This is a genomic window from Erythrobacter sp. JB2-19 (assembly GCF_057365005.1).
This window is the reverse complement of record NZ_CP200290.1, coordinates 1626778-1643547: the sequence shown is the minus strand read 5'-3', so window position 1 is coordinate 1643547 and position 16770 is coordinate 1626778. Positions and strand designations below refer to the sequence as shown.

21 protein-coding genes are annotated in these 16770 nt (G+C 57.2%); 19 read left to right on the top strand and 2 right to left on the bottom strand.

Annotated features, from left to right (window positions below; genetic code table 11):
* Nucleotides 1-2: 2 nt before the first annotated feature.
* The gene (locus AC0V6O_RS07805; RefSeq protein ID WP_486142965.1) at nt 3-446 is read right to left on the bottom strand and encodes a hypothetical protein; all 444 of its coding nucleotides are present in this window, start codon (nt 444-446) and stop codon (nt 3-5) included.
* On the bottom strand, nt 446-1642 hold the full coding sequence (locus AC0V6O_RS07800) for a thiolase family protein (protein WP_486142963.1): 1197 nt from the start codon (nt 1640-1642) through the stop codon (nt 446-448). The genes AC0V6O_RS07805 and AC0V6O_RS07800 overlap by 1 nt, the downstream gene beginning before the upstream one ends.
* Nucleotides 1643-1827: 185 nt before the next feature.
* Here AC0V6O_RS07800 and AC0V6O_RS07795 point away from each other — a divergent pair, with 185 nt between their 5' ends.
* The 19 genes from AC0V6O_RS07795 (at nt 1828) to nuoL (ending at nt 16757) form a co-directional block, all read left to right on the top strand.
* Nucleotides 1828-3258: a coniferyl aldehyde dehydrogenase gene (locus AC0V6O_RS07795; RefSeq protein WP_472638728.1), complete on the top strand. Its 1431-nt coding sequence runs from the start codon at nt 1828-1830 to the stop codon at nt 3256-3258.
* 201 nt (nt 3259-3459) lie between these two features.
* Entirely contained in the window at nt 3460-3834 is a 375-nt protein-coding gene (locus AC0V6O_RS07790) for an NADH-quinone oxidoreductase subunit A (protein WP_472640909.1), read from the top strand.
* Entirely contained in the window at nt 3831-4430 is a 600-nt protein-coding gene (locus AC0V6O_RS07785) for a NuoB/complex I 20 kDa subunit family protein (protein ID WP_486142961.1), read from the top strand. Before AC0V6O_RS07790 ends, AC0V6O_RS07785 begins: the two co-directional genes overlap by 4 nt.
* Nucleotides 4427-5002, top strand: a complete 576-nt coding sequence (locus AC0V6O_RS07780) for a hypothetical protein (RefSeq protein WP_486142959.1) — start codon at nt 4427-4429, stop codon at nt 5000-5002. The genes AC0V6O_RS07785 and AC0V6O_RS07780 overlap by 4 nt, the downstream gene beginning before the upstream one ends.
* Nucleotides 4999-5655 (top strand): NADH-quinone oxidoreductase subunit C, encoded by a 657-nt coding sequence (locus tag AC0V6O_RS07775; protein ID WP_486142957.1) that lies wholly within the window; start codon nt 4999-5001, stop codon nt 5653-5655. Before AC0V6O_RS07780 ends, AC0V6O_RS07775 begins: the two co-directional genes overlap by 4 nt.
* On the top strand, nt 5652-6869 hold the full coding sequence (locus tag AC0V6O_RS07770; RefSeq protein WP_486142955.1) for an NADH-quinone oxidoreductase subunit D: 1218 nt from the start codon (nt 5652-5654) through the stop codon (nt 6867-6869). The genes AC0V6O_RS07775 and AC0V6O_RS07770 overlap by 4 nt, the downstream gene beginning before the upstream one ends.
* Nucleotides 6866-7159, top strand: coding sequence for a hypothetical protein (locus AC0V6O_RS07765; protein ID WP_486142953.1), 294 nt, complete (start codon nt 6866-6868; stop codon nt 7157-7159). Before AC0V6O_RS07770 ends, AC0V6O_RS07765 begins: the two co-directional genes overlap by 4 nt.
* Nucleotides 7152-7820 carry a complex I 24 kDa subunit family protein gene (locus AC0V6O_RS07760; protein ID WP_486142951.1) on the top strand — a complete coding sequence of 223 codons (669 nt, stop codon included), beginning with the start codon at nt 7152-7154 and terminating at the stop codon, nt 7818-7820. Before AC0V6O_RS07765 ends, AC0V6O_RS07760 begins: the two co-directional genes overlap by 8 nt.
* Entirely contained in the window at nt 7817-7996 is a 180-nt protein-coding gene (locus tag AC0V6O_RS07755; protein WP_486142949.1) for a hypothetical protein, read from the top strand. The genes AC0V6O_RS07760 and AC0V6O_RS07755 overlap by 4 nt, the downstream gene beginning before the upstream one ends.
* Complete coding sequence (locus AC0V6O_RS07750) at nt 7993-8178, top strand: hypothetical protein (protein WP_486142947.1); 186 nt, start codon at nt 7993-7995, stop codon at nt 8176-8178. The genes AC0V6O_RS07755 and AC0V6O_RS07750 overlap by 4 nt, the downstream gene beginning before the upstream one ends.
* Nucleotides 8168-9460 (top strand): NADH-quinone oxidoreductase subunit NuoF, encoded by a 1293-nt coding sequence (gene nuoF, locus AC0V6O_RS07745; RefSeq protein WP_472638722.1) that lies wholly within the window; start codon nt 8168-8170, stop codon nt 9458-9460. The genes AC0V6O_RS07750 and nuoF overlap by 11 nt, the downstream gene beginning before the upstream one ends.
* Before the next feature lie 3 nt (nt 9461-9463).
* The gene (nuoG, locus tag AC0V6O_RS07740; protein ID WP_486142945.1) at nt 9464-11482 is read left to right on the top strand and encodes an NADH-quinone oxidoreductase subunit NuoG; all 2019 of its coding nucleotides are present in this window, start codon (nt 9464-9466) and stop codon (nt 11480-11482) included.
* Between the two features lie 214 nt (nt 11483-11696).
* Nucleotides 11697-11873 carry a hypothetical protein gene (locus AC0V6O_RS07735; RefSeq protein WP_486142943.1) on the top strand — a complete coding sequence of 59 codons (177 nt, stop codon included), beginning with the start codon at nt 11697-11699 and terminating at the stop codon, nt 11871-11873.
* Nucleotides 11870-12916: an NADH-quinone oxidoreductase subunit NuoH gene (gene nuoH, locus AC0V6O_RS07730; RefSeq protein ID WP_486142941.1), complete on the top strand. Its 1047-nt coding sequence runs from the start codon at nt 11870-11872 to the stop codon at nt 12914-12916. Before AC0V6O_RS07735 ends, nuoH begins: the two co-directional genes overlap by 4 nt.
* 83 nt (nt 12917-12999) lie before the next feature.
* A complete protein-coding gene (locus AC0V6O_RS07725; RefSeq protein WP_486142939.1) occupies nt 13000-13305 on the top strand; it encodes a hypothetical protein in 306 nt (101 codons plus the stop codon).
* Nucleotides 13302-13790 (top strand): NADH-quinone oxidoreductase subunit NuoI, encoded by a 489-nt coding sequence (gene nuoI / locus AC0V6O_RS07720; protein WP_486142937.1) that lies wholly within the window; start codon nt 13302-13304, stop codon nt 13788-13790. Before AC0V6O_RS07725 ends, nuoI begins: the two co-directional genes overlap by 4 nt.
* Before the next feature lie 27 nt (nt 13791-13817).
* On the top strand, nt 13818-14441 hold the full coding sequence (locus AC0V6O_RS07715) for an NADH-quinone oxidoreductase subunit J (protein ID WP_486142935.1): 624 nt from the start codon (nt 13818-13820) through the stop codon (nt 14439-14441).
* Nucleotides 14438-14758: an NADH-quinone oxidoreductase subunit NuoK gene (gene nuoK, locus AC0V6O_RS07710; protein ID WP_472638715.1), complete on the top strand. Its 321-nt coding sequence runs from the start codon at nt 14438-14440 to the stop codon at nt 14756-14758. The genes AC0V6O_RS07715 and nuoK overlap by 4 nt, the downstream gene beginning before the upstream one ends.
* Nucleotides 14759-14765: 7 nt before the next feature.
* Nucleotides 14766-16757, top strand: coding sequence for an NADH-quinone oxidoreductase subunit L (gene nuoL, locus AC0V6O_RS07705; RefSeq protein WP_486142933.1), 1992 nt, complete (start codon nt 14766-14768; stop codon nt 16755-16757).
* Nucleotides 16758-16770: the final 13 nt, after the last annotated feature.

The following is a 16770-nucleotide window of genomic DNA, read 5'->3' as shown; positions in this document are numbered from 1 at the left end:
CTCTATTTCAGCGGCGTAATCTCATAGCTTTCGCTGCCGTCTGACAATGTCGTGGTGAAGCTGCCATCAGCATTTGCTGCGCCATTATTCCAGCAACGCTGCTCACGCGCTTCACCATCCTCACCGCGCGGATTGAAACAGAACGACGCGCCATCGACGTCCCATGTTCCGCTACCAACTCGGACATTCTGCGGGTTGTAGTCGATGTAGGTTCCGTCCGGCTCAAGCTTCGTCTTGGCGTAGATCGTGCCATTGCTGCCAATGGCATAGAGGCCAGGGACCATAACAAAACCTGGGCCATCGGCGGCTTCAGCGCGGGCAGGGGCGTCCACTGCCTCACCGCTGACCTCTGCATCGCCATCGCTGCCGGTCGCCGGTTCTCCGCAAGCGCTGAGCGCGATCAGCGCTGGAAGAGCAAGACAGGCGGCGGCTCGGCGAAATTGCATCAGACGATCTCAACCGCAACAGCGGTTGCTTCGCCGCCACCGATGCATAGGCTGGCGACACCTTTAGTTTTCCCCTGCTGTTTCAGTGCATTGAGCAGCGTCACAATGATCCGGGTGCCGCTGGCGCCAATGGGATGACCCAGGGCTGTGCCGCCGCCGTTCACATTGATCTTTGCGTGATCAATGCCGAGATCGCGCATTGCGAACATCGCCACACAAGCAAACGCTTCGTTCACTTCCCACAGCTCAACATCGTCAACCGACCAGCCTGCATTGGCGAGCACTTTTTCGATCGCTCCAATCGGCGCGATCGTGAAATCCTTCGGTTCGCGCGCATGGGCCGCCATGGCAACGATCTTTGCAACTGGCGTCGCGCCCTTTTCCGCCGCTACGCTTTCGCGTGTCAAAACGACTGCGGCCGCGCCATCAGAGATTGAGCTGGAGGTTGCCGCCGTGATCGTGCCGTCTTTGGCGAAAGCTGCGCGCAATTGCGGGATCTTGTCCGGGCGGCCTTTACCAGGAGCTTCGTCGGTGTCGACGGTAACATCGCCCTTGCGTGTCTTGAACGTCACCGGCACGACTTCGTCCGCAAACGCGCCGCTTTCAATCGCAGCATTAGCGCGGCGCAGGCTTTCGACGGAATATTCATCCATCTCCTCGCGCGTCATTTGATAATCGTTTGCCGTGTCCTGCGCGAAAGTGCCCATCGCCCGGCCTTCTTCATAGGCATCTTCCAGCCCGTCGAGGAACATGTGATCATAGGTCGTGTCATGGCCAAGGCGCGCACCAGAACGATGCTTCTTCAGCAGGTACGGTGCATTGGTCATGCTCTCCATCCCGCCGGCAACCACCATGTCGATCGTGCCTGATGCCAGAGCCTCGCTGCCCATGATCACTGTCTGCATGCCAGAGCCGCAAACTTTGTTCACCGTGGTTGCTTGCACGGTTTTCGGCAGGCCAGCTTTAATCGCGGCCTGGCGGGCAGGGGCCTGCCCCAGACCAGCGGGTAGGACGCAGCCCATATAGGCTCGGTCAAAATCTTCACCGTTCACGCCGGAACGCTCCACCGCTGCCTTGACTGCCGTGGCGCCAAGATCCGTCGCTGAAACATCAGCCAATGCGCCCTGCATTCCGCCCATTGGCGTACGAGCATAAGAAAGGATGACAATCGGATCATTGGCGGAAAACTGGGCCATGCGGGGTTCCTTGGCTAAAATCTGTAATTTGTTTCACTGGATAATGTCTTGGGCGATGTAATGCTGCGCTGCGGCATTGGCAATGTGCAGTTTCAAGGTGAGGTCACGGCCCAATACTGCTTGTCATATTGCGAATTTTTGGCGACAAGCATGGCAAATCAAAACGTATTTCTGGAGAGAACCCTATGGCCGATGACCGCAAAGTAGAATTGGACGCCATTCTAAAGCGCCAGCGTGAGGCCTTTACCGCATCCCGACCGGAAAGCATGAACATGCGCAAAGACCGGATTAAGCGAGCCATGGCTCTGCTGAAAGATCACAGCGAAAACCTGTGCAAGGCGATGAGCGCGGATTTCGGCAATCGCTCCGTCGATCAATCGATGATCACCGATATTGCGGGCACAGTTGGCGCGGGCAAACATGCGCTCAAAAACATGGATAAATGGGCCAAATCGGAAAAGCGCCCCGTGCAATTTCCATTGGGGCTGCTCGGCGCGAAGGCTGAAATTCGCTATGAGCCAAAGGGCGTGGTTGGCATTCTTAGCCCATGGAATTTCCCGGTAAATCTCGCATTCTCGCCGTTGATGCAGGTTCTGGCGGCGGGCAACCGCGCGATGATCAAGCCGAGCGAATTTACAGAGCGTACGTCCCTGTTGATGGCGGAACTGGTCGATGAATATTTCACACCCGATGAAGTGGCGGTAATCACCGGCGGACCAGAAGTCGCCGCTGCATTTTCCGAGTTACCCTTTGATCATCTGGTCTTCACCGGTTCCACAGCAACCGGGCGCCGAGTGATGGAGGCTGCGTCAAAGAACCTCGTGCCAGTCACGCTGGAGCTGGGCGGAAAATCGCCTGTTATCATGGGTAAGAGCGCCGACTTTGCCAAAGCGGGTGAGCGCATTGCTCTGGGTAAAATGATGAACGCAGGCCAGATATGTCTCGCACCTGATTATATGTATGTCCCGCAGGATAAGCAGGACGAGGCAATCCAAGGCGTCTCTGACGGCGTCACCAATATGTATCCAACCCTGCTCGAAAATGATGATTACGCCTCCATCGTCAGCGATCGTCATTTTGAGCGGCTGCAAGGCATGGTCGCCGATGCACGCGACAAAGGCGCAGAGGTGATCGAGGTTAATCCAGGCGATGAAGATTTTGGTTCGGCCAACCAACGCAAAATGCCGCTAACGATCCTGAAGAACGTGACTGACCAGATGGAAGCGATGCAGGAAGAGATCTTCGGACCCGTCCTGCCCGTAAAGACGTATAAAACCGTCGACGATGCCGTTGATTATGTGAATGAAAATGACCGTCCCTTGGGCCTCTATTACTTTGGCCAAGACACCGACGAGCAGGAGCGCGTGCTGACCCGGACGATCTCTGGCGGTGTCACCACCAATGACGTTATCTTTCATGTTTCGATGGAGGATTTGCCATTCGGCGGGGTCGGGCCATCCGGCATGGGCAGCTATCACGCGGTCGAAGGCTTTAAGGAATTCAGCCACGCGCGCGCTGTCTATCACCAGCCCAAGATCGACATTGCCAAACTGGGCGGGTTTAAGCCGCCTTATGGAAAAGCCAGTCAGAAAGCTGCCGCTGGGATGATGAAGTGATGGGGAAAACTGCGCAGCATTAAACGGTATGTTTCCGCGAAGACCGTTCTAGGAGTGCTTCCATCCGCCGCAAAGCCGCGGAATCAGGTGGTTTACCTAGTCTCATCAAATGATGCAGGAAATGCCTGATTCGCGGGCTTGCGCGGCGTGCGCGAGAGGCCTAAGCGACCCCCTGGGATTAATCACCGTCTGGACTTTATCGTGGTCGACCTTAGCCAGTATCTGCCGATACTGATTTTCATCGCCATAGCCTTTGGCTTATCGTGCCTTTTTGTATTTCTGCCGATGGGCGTCTCGCGCCTTACCGGGGCGCACAACCCGGACGCGGAAAAGCTGTCTGAATATGAGTGCGGTTTTCCCGCATTTGAGGACGCGCGCAGCCAGTTTGATGTGCGCTTTTATCTGGTCGCGATCAGCTTCATCATCTTCGACCTTGAAGCGGCCTTCTTGTTCCCTTGGGCGGTCAGCCTGGGCGAGACAGGCTGGGTCGGTTGGATCGGAATGATGACCTTCTTAGGCATTTTGGCGATTGGCCTGACTTACGAATGGAAGAAGGGGGCTCTGGACTGGGAATGAGCACTTCAGCAAACATCACCCCGGGCAGCCCGATCCTGGACGCCGCTGGCAAGCCGATGAAGGGATTGCCGACTGCGCAAAGCGGCGAAGTGCGTCAGCCTGATGCGGATTACTTCAACGCACTCCAAACCGAAGTGAACGACAAGGGTTTTCTGGTCACCTCGACCGAAGACCTGTTCCAATGGGCGCGCACCGGCTCGCTGTGGTGGATGACATTCGGCCTCGCATGCTGCGCGGTTGAGATGATCCATGTGAACATGCCGCGCTATGATATGGAGCGGTTTGGCATCGCGCCGCGCGCCTCACCGCGCCAATCGGATGTGATGATCGTCGCTGGCACCCTGTGCAACAAGATGGCTCCGGCCCTGCGCAAGGTCTATGACCAGATGTCGGACCCGAAATATGTGATTTCGATGGGCAGCTGCGCCAACGGCGGCGGCTATTACCACTATTCATACAGCGTCGTGCGCGGATGCGATCGGATTGTTCCGGTTGATATCTATGTGCCCGGTTGCCCTCCGACGGCAGAGGCTCTGCTCTATGGCGTGATGCAATTGCAGCGCAAAATCCGCCGCACCGGGACGATTGTGCGATGAGTTTCAAATCTATGATTGTGGGCCTCGGGGCGCTCGCCTCGCTCTGTGGGGTAGCCGTCGCGAATGACGGCGTCGCGGGCGATGATTGGTCGCGTTTTCAATCTCCTGACGAGGCTTTTTCAGTCAAAACACCGTGCAGCGCTGAGGAAACTTTGGCGTTTCAGGCAATGACAAAGGACGCCAGCATACTGCCGGTGCCAATCGGACCAGAAGCGCGAGTGATGTGCATTCAAGGCGAAACCCTCATGTTCGCTGGGATCGTCGAAGTTCCATTGGCCGAACTTGGCGATGCCTCGCTCTTCGATCTGATTACCGAGGGTATTCGCAAGGAAGAGAGCCAACTTCATGATGCCGCTGCCCGCACAGTCGATGGGCGGCGCGCATTCACAAATATGGAAGCTCGCACCGACTATCTTGCGCAGAGCGGGTTCGTCGAAGTCGCACATAACAAAGTCCTCTTGAGCGTAGTCGGTGGTGAAATCACTGAAGAATACCCCGAAGCGTCGCGAAGGCTTCTTGTTGAGCGATTCATTGCATCAATTGAGTTCGCAGATGAGGTCGTAGCACCATGACCGTCGTCCATTCCGCCCCGAAAATCACCTCGAACGAAGGTGTGCTTGATGCGCTGACCAAGGCGCTCGGCAAATCCGTCATTTCTGGCGAAGAAAAGCACGGTGAGATCATCCTCACCGTGGCGCGTGACAGCATTGTCGATGTGCTGCGTAGCCTGCGCGATGACCATGCCTATCAGCAAATGATGGAAATCGCAGGGGTCGACTATCCAGAGCGCGCCGAGCGGTTTGAAGTCGTCTACATGCTGCTGTCACTGACCAATAACCACCGGATCATGGTCAAGCTGTCCACCGACGAGGCGACCGCTGTTCCATCGATCACCGGCCTGTGGCCGAATGCTGGCTGGTTGGAGCGCGAAGTCTTCGACATGTACGGCGTGAAGTTCGCCGGCAATCCAGACCTACGCCGCATCCTCACCGATTATGGCTTTGAAGGGCATCCGTTCCGCAAGGACTTCCCGATGACCGGCTATACCGAGCTGCGTTATTCCGAGGACGAGAAACGCGTTGTCTACGAGCCGGTAAAACTGGCGCAGGACATGCGAACCTTCGACTTCCTCTCACCATGGGAAGGCGCGGAATATGTCCTACCCGGTGATGAAAAGGCGGAAGGTGCCGACGCGGATAAAAAGGCCGCGGAGAAAAAATCATGAGCCACGGCATACAAATCGAAGAATCGCCGACCACTGACGGCGATGTCATCACCAATTACACGATCAATTTCGGGCCTCAGCACCCTGCGGCGCACGGCGTGCTACGCATGATTATGGAGCTGGACGGCGAAGTGATCGAGCGGGTCGACCCGCATGTGGGTCTGCTCCACCGCGGCACGGAAAAGCTGATCGAGCATAAAACATATCTGCAAGCGCTGCCGTATTTTGACCGCTTGGATTATTGCTCTCCGCTTTGCCAAGAACACTCTTACGTGCTGGCGATTGAAAAGCTGCTGAACATCGAAGTGCCGGAGCGCGCGCAATATCTACGGGTGATGTTCGCGGAGCTGACGCGCATCTGCAACCATATGCTCAACATCGGCGCCCACGTTATGGATGTCGGCGCGATGACGCCGAACCTGTGGGTGTTTGAGCTGCGCGAGGATTGCCTCAACTTTTTCGAACGCGCATCGGGCGCGCGCATGCACTCCGCCTGGTTCCGCCCCGGCGGCGTGCATCAGGATGTGCCAGAGAAATTGCTCGTCGATATGGGCAATTGGATCGACAACCGCCTGCCGGAATTGTTCGGTGATGCGATGAGCCTGGTGCTCGACAACCGCATCTTTAAACAGCGCAACGTCGATATCGCCGTGGTCAGCCGCGATGATGCGATTGCATGGGGTTTTTCCGGCCCGATGATCCGCGCCGCTGGCATCCCGTGGGACCTGCGCAAATCGCAGCCTTACGATGTCTATGACCGGATGGATTTCGACATTCCTGTCGGCACCAATTCCGATTGCTATGACCGGTTCATGGTGCGCGTGAAGGAAGTTTACGAAAGCGCCAAGATCATCAAGCAATGCCTTGCCGAAATTCCGGAAGGGCCCATTGCGAGCCAGGACGGCAAAGTCTCCCCGCCAAAGCGCGGCGAGATGAAGCAGTCGATGGAAAGCCTGATCCACCACTTTAAGCTCTACACAGAGGGCTTTCACGTGCCAGAGGGCGAGGTTTACGTCGCGACCGAGAGTCCGAAGGGTGAGTTCGGCGTCTATCTAGTCAGCGATGGCAGCAATAAGCCGTACCGCTGCAAGATCCGCCCAACCGCGTTCAGCCACCTGCAAGCGATGGATATGATGAGCAAAGGGCACATGCTGCCCGACGCGACCGCCATCCTGGGCGCTATCGATGTGGTGTTCGGGGAGTGCGACCGGTGAAGGTAGACACCATTCATATTGAGCCATTTGTCGTTGGCAACAACAGCTATGAAGTCGTGGTTACCCGAAAGCATGGCTCGTCCGAATTCAAGGTCGTTGTGATGGAGCGAGATGGCGGTCCCTTCGTCTTTGTTTCAGAAGATGGTCATCGCGCGACCAAGGCTATCTACGTTTCGTATGATACCGAAATTGATGGCCAACATAGCTCTGGACTTTCCGTAGTTGCGAGTGCGATTCAAGCAGCGAAGGACGAGGTGGAGCGTTTCCTGTCTGGAGGTCAAATTGGCTGATCGTACACCCGCACCTGATACGCCGGAACTCCGCGCACGCTGGGGCTCTTTCGAATGGACGAAAGAGAACCGCAAGAGAGCGGATTATCACATCGCCAAATACCCCGATGGCCGTCAGAAATCGGCGGTAATGCCGCTGCTCGATCTGGCTCAGCGTCAGGTTGGCGAAGAAACCGAGACACAGGGTTGGTTGCCGCTGCCCGTGATCGAATATGTCGCGAAGTATATCGACGTGCCGGTGATCCGCGTGCTTGAGGTCGCGACCTTCTATTTTATGTACAACATGAAGCCCGTCGGGAAATATCACTTACAGGTCTGCGGCACGACGCCGTGCATGCTGCGCGGGTCGGATGACATCATCTCTGCTTGTAAGAAGCGCGGGATGGAGTTCGGCAAGGTCTCCGAGGATGGCCTTTGGACCCTGACCGAGGTGGAATGCATGGGCAATTGCGCAACTGCCCCAATGGTCCAGATCAACGATGACAATTACGAAGATCTGACGCCAGAACGCCTCGACACGGTGCTGGACTCGCTGGCCAAGGGTGAGCAACCCAAGACCGGGACTCAGGAACCCGGCCGCCACACATCAGAGCCGGCAAATGCGCTGAGCAACCTCACCGATATGGTCGATGCCAACCACGATTACCGGGGTGAGTGGTGAGCAAACAAGAAGAACAGAATGGCAAGAAAGCCCTTGGGATCAGTTTCATGGTCCTGGGCATGAGCCTGGGCGTCACTTTCGGCGTTACGCTTGGCTGGGCATTTGCACCGCTCGGCATCTCGTTCGTCGCACTCGGACTGATTTTCATGGCGAAGGCTAAGGAAACCGAACAGTGAACGGCGCGACGATCGCATACACGATTGCCGGCCTCGGCGGCTTTGGCGCGGGCGCGTATCTGTCTGCGACCGGCGAGCGGACGATTGGCATCATATTGATGGCCGCGGGCCTTGCATTTCAGATGCTGGCTTTGCGGCAGCTAAAGATGGCGAAAAAGAAGGATTTGACCGATGCTGGCTGATAAGGACCGCATCTTCACCAATGTCTATGGCTTCCAGGATTGGAGCCTGAAGGCGGCGCAGGCGCGCGGCGATTGGGACAACACCAAGGCGCTGATCCAGCGCGGCAATGATGCGATCATCGATGAGATGAAGGAATCGGGCCTGCGCGGACGGGGCGGGGCGGGTTTCCCAACCGGTCTCAAATGGTCGTTCATGCCGAAGGAAAGCAAAGACGGCCGTCCAAGTTTCCTCGTCATCAATGCCGACGAATCTGAGCCGGGCAGCTGCAAAGACCGTGAGATTATCCGCCACGATCCGCACAAGCTGATCGAAGGCGCATTGATCGCTGGTTTCGCAATGCGCGCACGCGCGGCCTATATCTACATTCGCGGAGAGTACATCCGCGAGGCCGAGACCCTGCAAAAGGCGATCGACGAGGCCAATGACGCTGGACTGATCGGCAAGAATGCCAGCGGCTCTGGCTATGATTTTGACGTGTTTATGCACCGCGGCGCGGGCGCCTATATCTGCGGCGAAGAAACCGCGATGATTGAAAGCCTTGAAGGGAAGAAGGGGCAACCCCGGCTGAAGCCTCCTTTCCCAGCGGGCGCGGGCCTTTATGGCTGCCCCACCACGGTCAACAATGTTGAGAGTATTGCAGTGGTGCCGACGATCCTGCGGCGCGGGGCATCGTGGTTCAATTCCTTCGGGCGTGAGAACAATCACGGGACCAAACTGTTCCAGATCAGCGGCCATGTGGAGCGCCCGTGCGTCGTCGAAGAAGAGATGAGCATCCCGTTTGAGGAGCTGATCGAGAAGCATTGCGGCGGCATCACCGGCGGTTGGGACAATCTGCTCGCGGTGATTCCGGGCGGTTCATCGGTGCCTTTGGTGCCAGCAGAACAAATTCGCAGTGCGCCGATGGATTTTGACGGGCTAAAAGAACTTGGTTCAGGCTTGGGCACAGCGGCAGTCATTGTGATGGATAAATCCACCGACATCGTCCGCGCAATCTCGCGTCTCAGCTATTTCTACAAGCACGAGTCCTGCGGCCAATGCACGCCATGCCGCGAGGGCACTGGCTGGATGTGGCGCATGATGGAGCGGCTACGCACTGGCGATGCTGCAATCGAAGAAATCGATATGCTGCAAGAGGTTACCAAGCAGGTGGAAGGTCACACGATCTGCGCCCTTGGCGATGCGGCGGCTTGGCCGATCCAAGGCCTCATCCGTCATTTCCGTCCAGAATTGGAAAAGCGCATCCACGAGCACAACGCACAATTCGCGGAGGCTGCGGAGTAAGTCATGCCTAAGGTCACCGTAGACGGCGAAGAAATCGAAGTCCCAGAAGGCGCAACTGTCCTTCAGGCGGCAGAGCTTGCCGGGAAGGAAATTCCGCGTTTCTGCTATCATGAGCGCCTGAGCATTGCGGGCAATTGTCGCATGTGTCTGGTCGAAGTGAAGCCGGGTCCGCCAAAGCCTCAGGCCTCATGCGCGCTGCCGACCAGCGAAGGTCAGGAAATCCGCACCGACACGCCAATGGTCAAAAAGGCGCGCGAAGGGGTGATGGAGTTCCTGCTCATCAACCACCCACTCGATTGCCCGATTTGCGATCAGGGCGGCGAGTGCGATTTGCAGGATCAGGCCGTTGCCTATGGCCGGGGTGGTTCGCGCTACGAACGCGAGAACAAGCGCGCGGTTACTGAGAAATATATGGGCCCGCTGATCAAGACGATCATGACCCGCTGCATTCACTGCACCCGCTGTGTCCGCTTCTCTGAAGAGATCGCAGGCGTGGATGAAATCGGCGCGCTGTACCGCGGCGAAGATATGCAGATCACAACCTATCTGGAACAGGCCGCCAGCCACGAGCTGAGCGCGAATGTGATCGACCTGTGTCCGGTCGGCGCTCTGACGTCACGGCCCTATGCGTTCGAAGCCCGTCCATGGGAATTGAAACGCACGCTCAGCATCGACGTGTCGGACGCGATTGGCGCCAACATCTCGCTGCATTCGAAGGGCCGCGAAGTCATGCGGGCACTGCCGCGCGTCAATGATGACGTCAACGAGGAATGGCTGTCGGACAAGGGCCGCTATCAGGTCGATGGTCTTACCAAGCGCCGCCTCGACAAGGTGTTTATGCGCAAACGCGGCAAGCTGGCCGAGGCAAGTTGGGACGAGGCGTTTAAAGCCATCGCAAAGCAGCTCAAGGGCGCGCCGAGCAGCATCGCAGCCGTCGCCGGCGATATGGCCGATTGCGAAACCATGTTCGCGGCCAAGGCTCTGCTGAAGGCCAGCGGATCGGACCTAACCGAAGCTCGCCAGACCGGCATGACCTATGATGTGTCTAGCATCGCTGCGGTCAATTTCAACTCGACCCTGGCCGGAATCGAGACCGCAGATTGCATCCTGATCGTGGGCAGCCATGTCCGCTGGGAAGCGGCCTTGCTCAACGCTCGCCTGCGCAAGGCAGTGAAGGGCGGGGCAAGGGTATTCGTGGTTGGTCCCGAATGGGAAACGACCTATCCGGCCACTTTCCTGGGCAACGATCTTTCCGTCTTGAACCGCGTTCCCAAGGCATTGGGTGACGCGATGAAGGCGGCAGAGCGCCCGGCGGTTATCTTGGGCGGCGCAGCATTGGCGAAAGGGGCCTTGGCTCCGGCGCTGAAACTGGTCGACAAGTTCAAACTCGTCTCGGACGATTGGAACGGCTTTAACGTGCTGCACATGTCGGCGGCGCGCATGGGCTCTTTGATGCTCGACTTCACTGTGCCGGGCGGCATGGCGGATCTCGCGAAGGCCGCGCCCAAAGTGGTCCTGTCACTCGGCGCGGATGAGATGAACCACGAGCCGTTCGCGGACAGCCTCAAGGTCTATATCGGCCATCACGGCGACAAAGGCGCGCATAGGGCGGACATCATTCTGCCCGCTGCGAGCTATGCGGAAAAGGCCGGAACCTACGTCAACACAGAGGGCCGTGTGCAATTTGCCGAAAAGGCCGTGTTTGCGCCAGGTGATGCGCGCGAAGATTGGACTATTCTGCGTGCATTGGCTGACGCATTGAAGGTGAGCGTCGGGTTTGACAGCTTTGCTGAGCTGCAAGCCAAGATGATTGCGGAAGTGCCGGCGCTGGGCGAAGAGGGTCTGGCAGATTACGGCACCCTTCCAAAAGCGGACAGCAAAGCGAAAGCAGAAGGCCTGATCGAAAGTTATCCGATTGCCGACTTCTACCTCACCAACCCAATCGCGCGGGCCAGCGACGTGATGCAGCAATGCTCAGCGGAACTGCTGCACGGTGAAGACGTGCGGGAGGCGGCGGAATGAGCCAACAAACACCGTTCGGGCTGAGCTTGTCGAAGCCCTGCATTTCACTTTTTGATGCCGGAGCAGAAGAAGGGCAGCCCTTCGACAAGCTCAGGGCAAACGGGAAAGGGGCGTTTGTCTCATGAGCGACCTTCCTCAACTCCTCCGCCGTATGCCTTTCATATTCTATGGAATTGCAGCCGTCTTATTTGTCTGGAACCTCGGGAACCAGTGGATGAACATCACCACTATGATGGGGTTTGCTGATCCTACGATGCAGGGAGTGGAGGCCTACCAAAAGTCGCTCGCGCTCTATTCGGCCTTTACTGATAGCGTTTACATGCTTGCCAATGGCACGTTCCTGCATGTTCTCATCGCGATATATGACAAGATGAAAGGATCGGCGCAGTGACCGAATTCTTCCAATCTCTTGGCATGTCCTATGAATGGGCATGGGGCGTGGCGACTGTCGCTGGAATCCTGCTGATCGCATTGCCATTGATGCTGGCGGTCGCGATGGTGATCTATGTCGATCGCAAGGTGCTGGGCGCAATCATGCTGCGGCGCGGGCCCAATGTGGTTGGCCCGTTTGGCTTGCTGCAAAGTTTTGCCGATGGTCTGAAGGTTTTCCTGCAAGAAACCATCATTCCAACCGCGGCGAACAAGGGTATCTTCCTGCTTGCGCCGATCATCACCTTTACCGTCGCACTTGCTGCATGGGCGGTGATCCCGTTCGATGCGGGCGTGGTGCTGGCCGATATCAATGTCGGCCTGCTGTACGTGCTCGCGATCAGCTCGCTGGGCGTCTACGGCGTTGTGATGAGCGGGTGGGCGAGTAACTCAAAATACCCGTTTTTCTCCGCCATGCGCGCGGCCGCGCAGATGATCTCTTATGAGGTTTCCATCGGCTTCGTGCTGGTTTGCGTTGTGCTCTATGCCAAGACGTTCAACCTCACTGGGATTGTAGAGGCGCAGCAGGGGCACGGGCTCGGCTTTATCAATGGCTTCTTCGCCAATCCGCTGCTGTTTCCCATGTTCGTGGTGTTCTTCATCTCAGCGCTGGCAGAGACGGCGCGCGCTCCGTTTGACTTGACCGAGGCGGAGAGCGAGCTCGTCGCTGGGTATCAGACCGAATATTCGAGCATGAGCTTCGCGCTGTTCTGGCTCGGTGAATATGCCAACATCCTGCTGATGTGTTCGCTGTGCACATTGCTGTTCATGGGCGGATGGTTGCCACCGATTGAGTGGGCGCCGCTCTATTACATCCCGGGTTTCATCTGGTTCCTCTTGAAGACGTTCTTCTTCTTCTTCCTGTTCAGCTGGATCTGGGCGACTGTACCGCGGTACCGCTATGACCAGCTGATGCGCTTGGGCTGGAAGGTGTTCCTGCCGATGAGCTTGCTGTTTGTCGCGCTGATCAGCGGTTACCTTATGGCGACGGGGCATTGGGGATGATGCTGACTGCCCCACTTCTTTCAGCCTCTTGGGTTATGCTTACGTGCTTGCCACAAGAACCATGGGCCGCCGACGATTCGTCAATGGCGGGCCAACCAATCGTTATCAGCTATCTGCATGACAGAAATCGGATCAAGGACGTTGTATTTATCCGCGCCGATGGATCGCGTTCTGAAGCAATTTGGCGAGGTTCAATTTCCGATGACAAGGTCATGTTGCGGCGCAAACATCCGATTAGTGATACCACGTTGAGCTTCGCCAATCCGCAACCTTTATTAGATCAAATCGAGCTTACGCGCTCCTATCAAGCGAAGACAGGGCACATTCCGTTTTCTTCTGAGCGGAATTATTCCTGTGATGCGCTTATCGCGAAAAGGACCGGTGCATGACCACCGTCAAACAACTTATCAAATCCTTCACCCTGTGGGAATTCCTGAAAGCACATGCGCTGACCTTGAAGTACTTCTTCAAGCCCAAGGTGACGATCAATTATCCGTTCGAAAAGAACCCGCTGAGCCCGCGTTTTCGCGGGGAGCATGCCTTGCGCCGCTATCCCAATGGCGAAGAGCGCTGCATCGCGTGCAAGCTGTGCGAGGCCGTGTGCCCGGCGCAGGCGATCACGATTGAGAGCGAACCGCGCGAAGACGGCAGCCGCCGCACCACGCGTTATGACATCGACATGACCAAATGCATCTATTGCGGGTTCTGCCAAGAGGCCTGCCCAGTGGATGCCGTGGTCGAGGGGCCAAACTTCGAATATGCGACCGAAACGCGCGAAGAATTGCTCTATGACAAGGACAAATTGCTGGCCAACGGGGACAAGTGGGAGCGAGCCATCGCTGCAAACCTTGAAGCCGATGCGCCCTATCGCTAGGGGCGCGCGGGACGGACACCGGGGATCATGATTCAAACTCTCGCCTTTTATCTCTTCGCCAGCCTAGTCGTGGCGAGCGCCGTCATGGTCATCATGGCGCGCAACCCGGTGCATTCTGTGCTGTGGCTCATCCTGGCATTCTTCAATGCGGCGGGCCTGATGGTGCTGGTCGGGGCGGAGTTTATCGCGGCGCTGCTGGTGATCGTTTATGTCGGCGCGGTCGCGGTGCTGTTCCTGTTCGTGGTCATGATGCTGGACATCGATATGGCCGCGATGCGCGCAGGCTTTATCCGCAATTTCCCATTCGGTTTGGCGATCGCTGCGATCCTGCTGGCAGAGCTGTTCCTGGGCATTGGCGCCTATCAAGCGGGCGGGCTGACGCTCGGCACACCGGATGGTACCGGCCAAGCAGCAATGGGCGCGAGCAATATCGAGGCCATCGGTACGTTGCTCTATGGCAAATATATCGTTCTGTTTGAAATCGCAGGCATTATCCTGCTGGTCGCGATGATCGGTGCGATTGTACTGACCCACCGCGAGGCCAAGCCTGGCGCGCGCGGACGCCAGGACATCGGCAAGCAAATCAGCCGCCGCCCCGAAGAGGCGACAGTTATGAAGAACCCGAACACGGGCGAGGGGGTCGAGCTATGAGCGACTTAGGCGGAATTGGTATTGAGCATTTCCTCGTCGTCGGCGCGATCCTGTTCGTGCTGGGCGTGCTGGGTATCTTCCTCAATCGCAAAAACGTGATCGTGATCCTGATGTCAGTCGAGCTGATCCTGCTCGCAGTGAACATCAATTTGGTGGCGTTCAGCGCGTTCATGAACGATCTAACTGGCCAGGTTTTTGCCATGCTGGTGCTAACCGTAGCCGCTGCGGAGGCCGCAATTGGCCTTGCGATCCTGGTGATTTATTTCCGCAACCGCGGGACCATCGCGGTTGATGACGTCAATCGGATGAAGGGATAATCGGTCCATGCATTCGATACTGATCATTGTATTCCTGCCATTGCTGGCAGCTATCATCGCCGGACTGGGCAACCGCATGCTCGGCAATGCCGCAGCAAAGTCGATCACCACTGGCGCGCTGTTCATTTCAGCCGCGCTTAGCTGGCCGATCTTCCTCGCCTTCCTCAGCGGCTCCGCAGAGGCTGAGGTTGTCCACGTGCTCGACTGGGTGCGCTCGGGCGATATGACGTTCGACTGGGCCCTGCGCGTCGATGCGCTGACCGCAGTGATGCTGGTCGTCATCAACACCGTGTCCGCGCTCGTACACCTCTACAGCTGGGGTTATATGGAGGAAGATCCGGATCAGCCGCGCTTCTTCGCCTATCTCTCGCTGTTCACCTTCGCGATGTTGATGTTGGTGACCGCCAACAATTTGGTCCAAATGTTCTTTGGCTGGGAAGGGGTGGGCCTGGCGAGTTACCTACTGATTGGCTTCTGGTTCAAGAAGCCGACCGCTGGAGCAGCCGCGATCAAGGCATTCGTCGTTAACCGCGTCGGTGACCTTGGCTTTATGCTGGGCATTTTCGGCATTTATCTGGTGTTCCAAACCACATCGATTCCAGAGATTTTGGCCGCCGCGCCCGCGATGAGCGGATCGAGCATCGGCTTCCTCGGCATGCGGCTCTACACGATGGATGTTATCGCGATCCTGCTGTTTGTTGGTGCGATGGGTAAGTCGGCACAGCTGCTGCTGCACACCTGGTTGCCGGATGCGATGGAGGGCCCAACGCCCGTTTCCGCGCTGATCCATGCCGCCACCATGGTGACCGCTGGCGTGTTCATGCTGTGCCGCCTCTCGCCATTGTTCGAGACGGCTCCAACCGCGCTGATGATTGTGACCGTTGTGGGCGCAGCGACATGTTTCTTCGCGGCCACCATCGGCACGACACAGTGGGACATCAAGCGCGTTATTGCGTATTCGACCTGCTCTCAGCTCGGCTATATGTTCTTTGCTGCTGGCGTTGGCGCTTACAATGTCGCGATGTTCCACCTGTTCACACACGCGTTCTTTAAAGCGCTGTTGTTCCTGGGTGCGGGCAGCGTGATCCACGCCATGCATCACGAACAGGACATGCGCTATTACGGCGGTCTGCGGAAACACATTCCGATCACCTTCTGGGCAATGATGGCCGGTACGCTCGCGATCACTGGCCTTGGCGTCTATCACCTGGGTGTTGGCTTTGCCGGCTTCTGGTCGAAAGACGCCGTGCTGGAGGTCGCCTTTGCGCGCGGAACAGAGATCTCGGTCACTGCCTTCTGGCTCGGCGTGGTCGCGGCACTGCTCACCAGCTTCTACAGTTGGCGCCTGATGTTCCTCACCTTCTGGGGCAAGCCGCGCTGGATTGAGAGCGAGCATATTCAGCATACCGTCCACAAGACACCTGCTGAGGCTGGCGAAGACGCAACCGGCGGGTATCACCCGCATGAAAGCCCGATCACGATGCTGATCCCGCTTGGTCTTCTCACCATTGGCGCGGTTGCTGCTGGCCAGGCATTTGCGCCAAGCTTCCTCGATGATGCAGCGTTCTGGGCTGGCTCCATCTTCTACAATGAGAACCTGATGAGCGCGATGCACGCCGTTCCTTACTGGGTTAAATACTCTGCTTTGATCGTGATGATCATCGGCTTTGCCGGAGCCTACGTCGCCTATATCGCGAAGCCAGACATTCCGGCGAAGTTCGTCGCCGCGTTCCCGTGGCTCCACCGCTTCGTTTACAACAAGTGGTATTTCGACGAGCTCTATGATGCGATCTTCGTCAAGCCAGCGTTCTGGTTTGGCCGTCAATTCTGGAAACTGGGCGATATCGGCATGATCGATCGCTTTGGTCCAAACGGCGTTGCCTGGGTGGTTGAGCGCAGCTCGGTCGCAGCCAAGACGATCCAGTCGGGCTATCTCTACACTTACGCATTGATCATGTTGCTGGGGCTGGTGGCCGCTGTGACATGGGTCTTGTTCTAAGGGGGGCATGGAA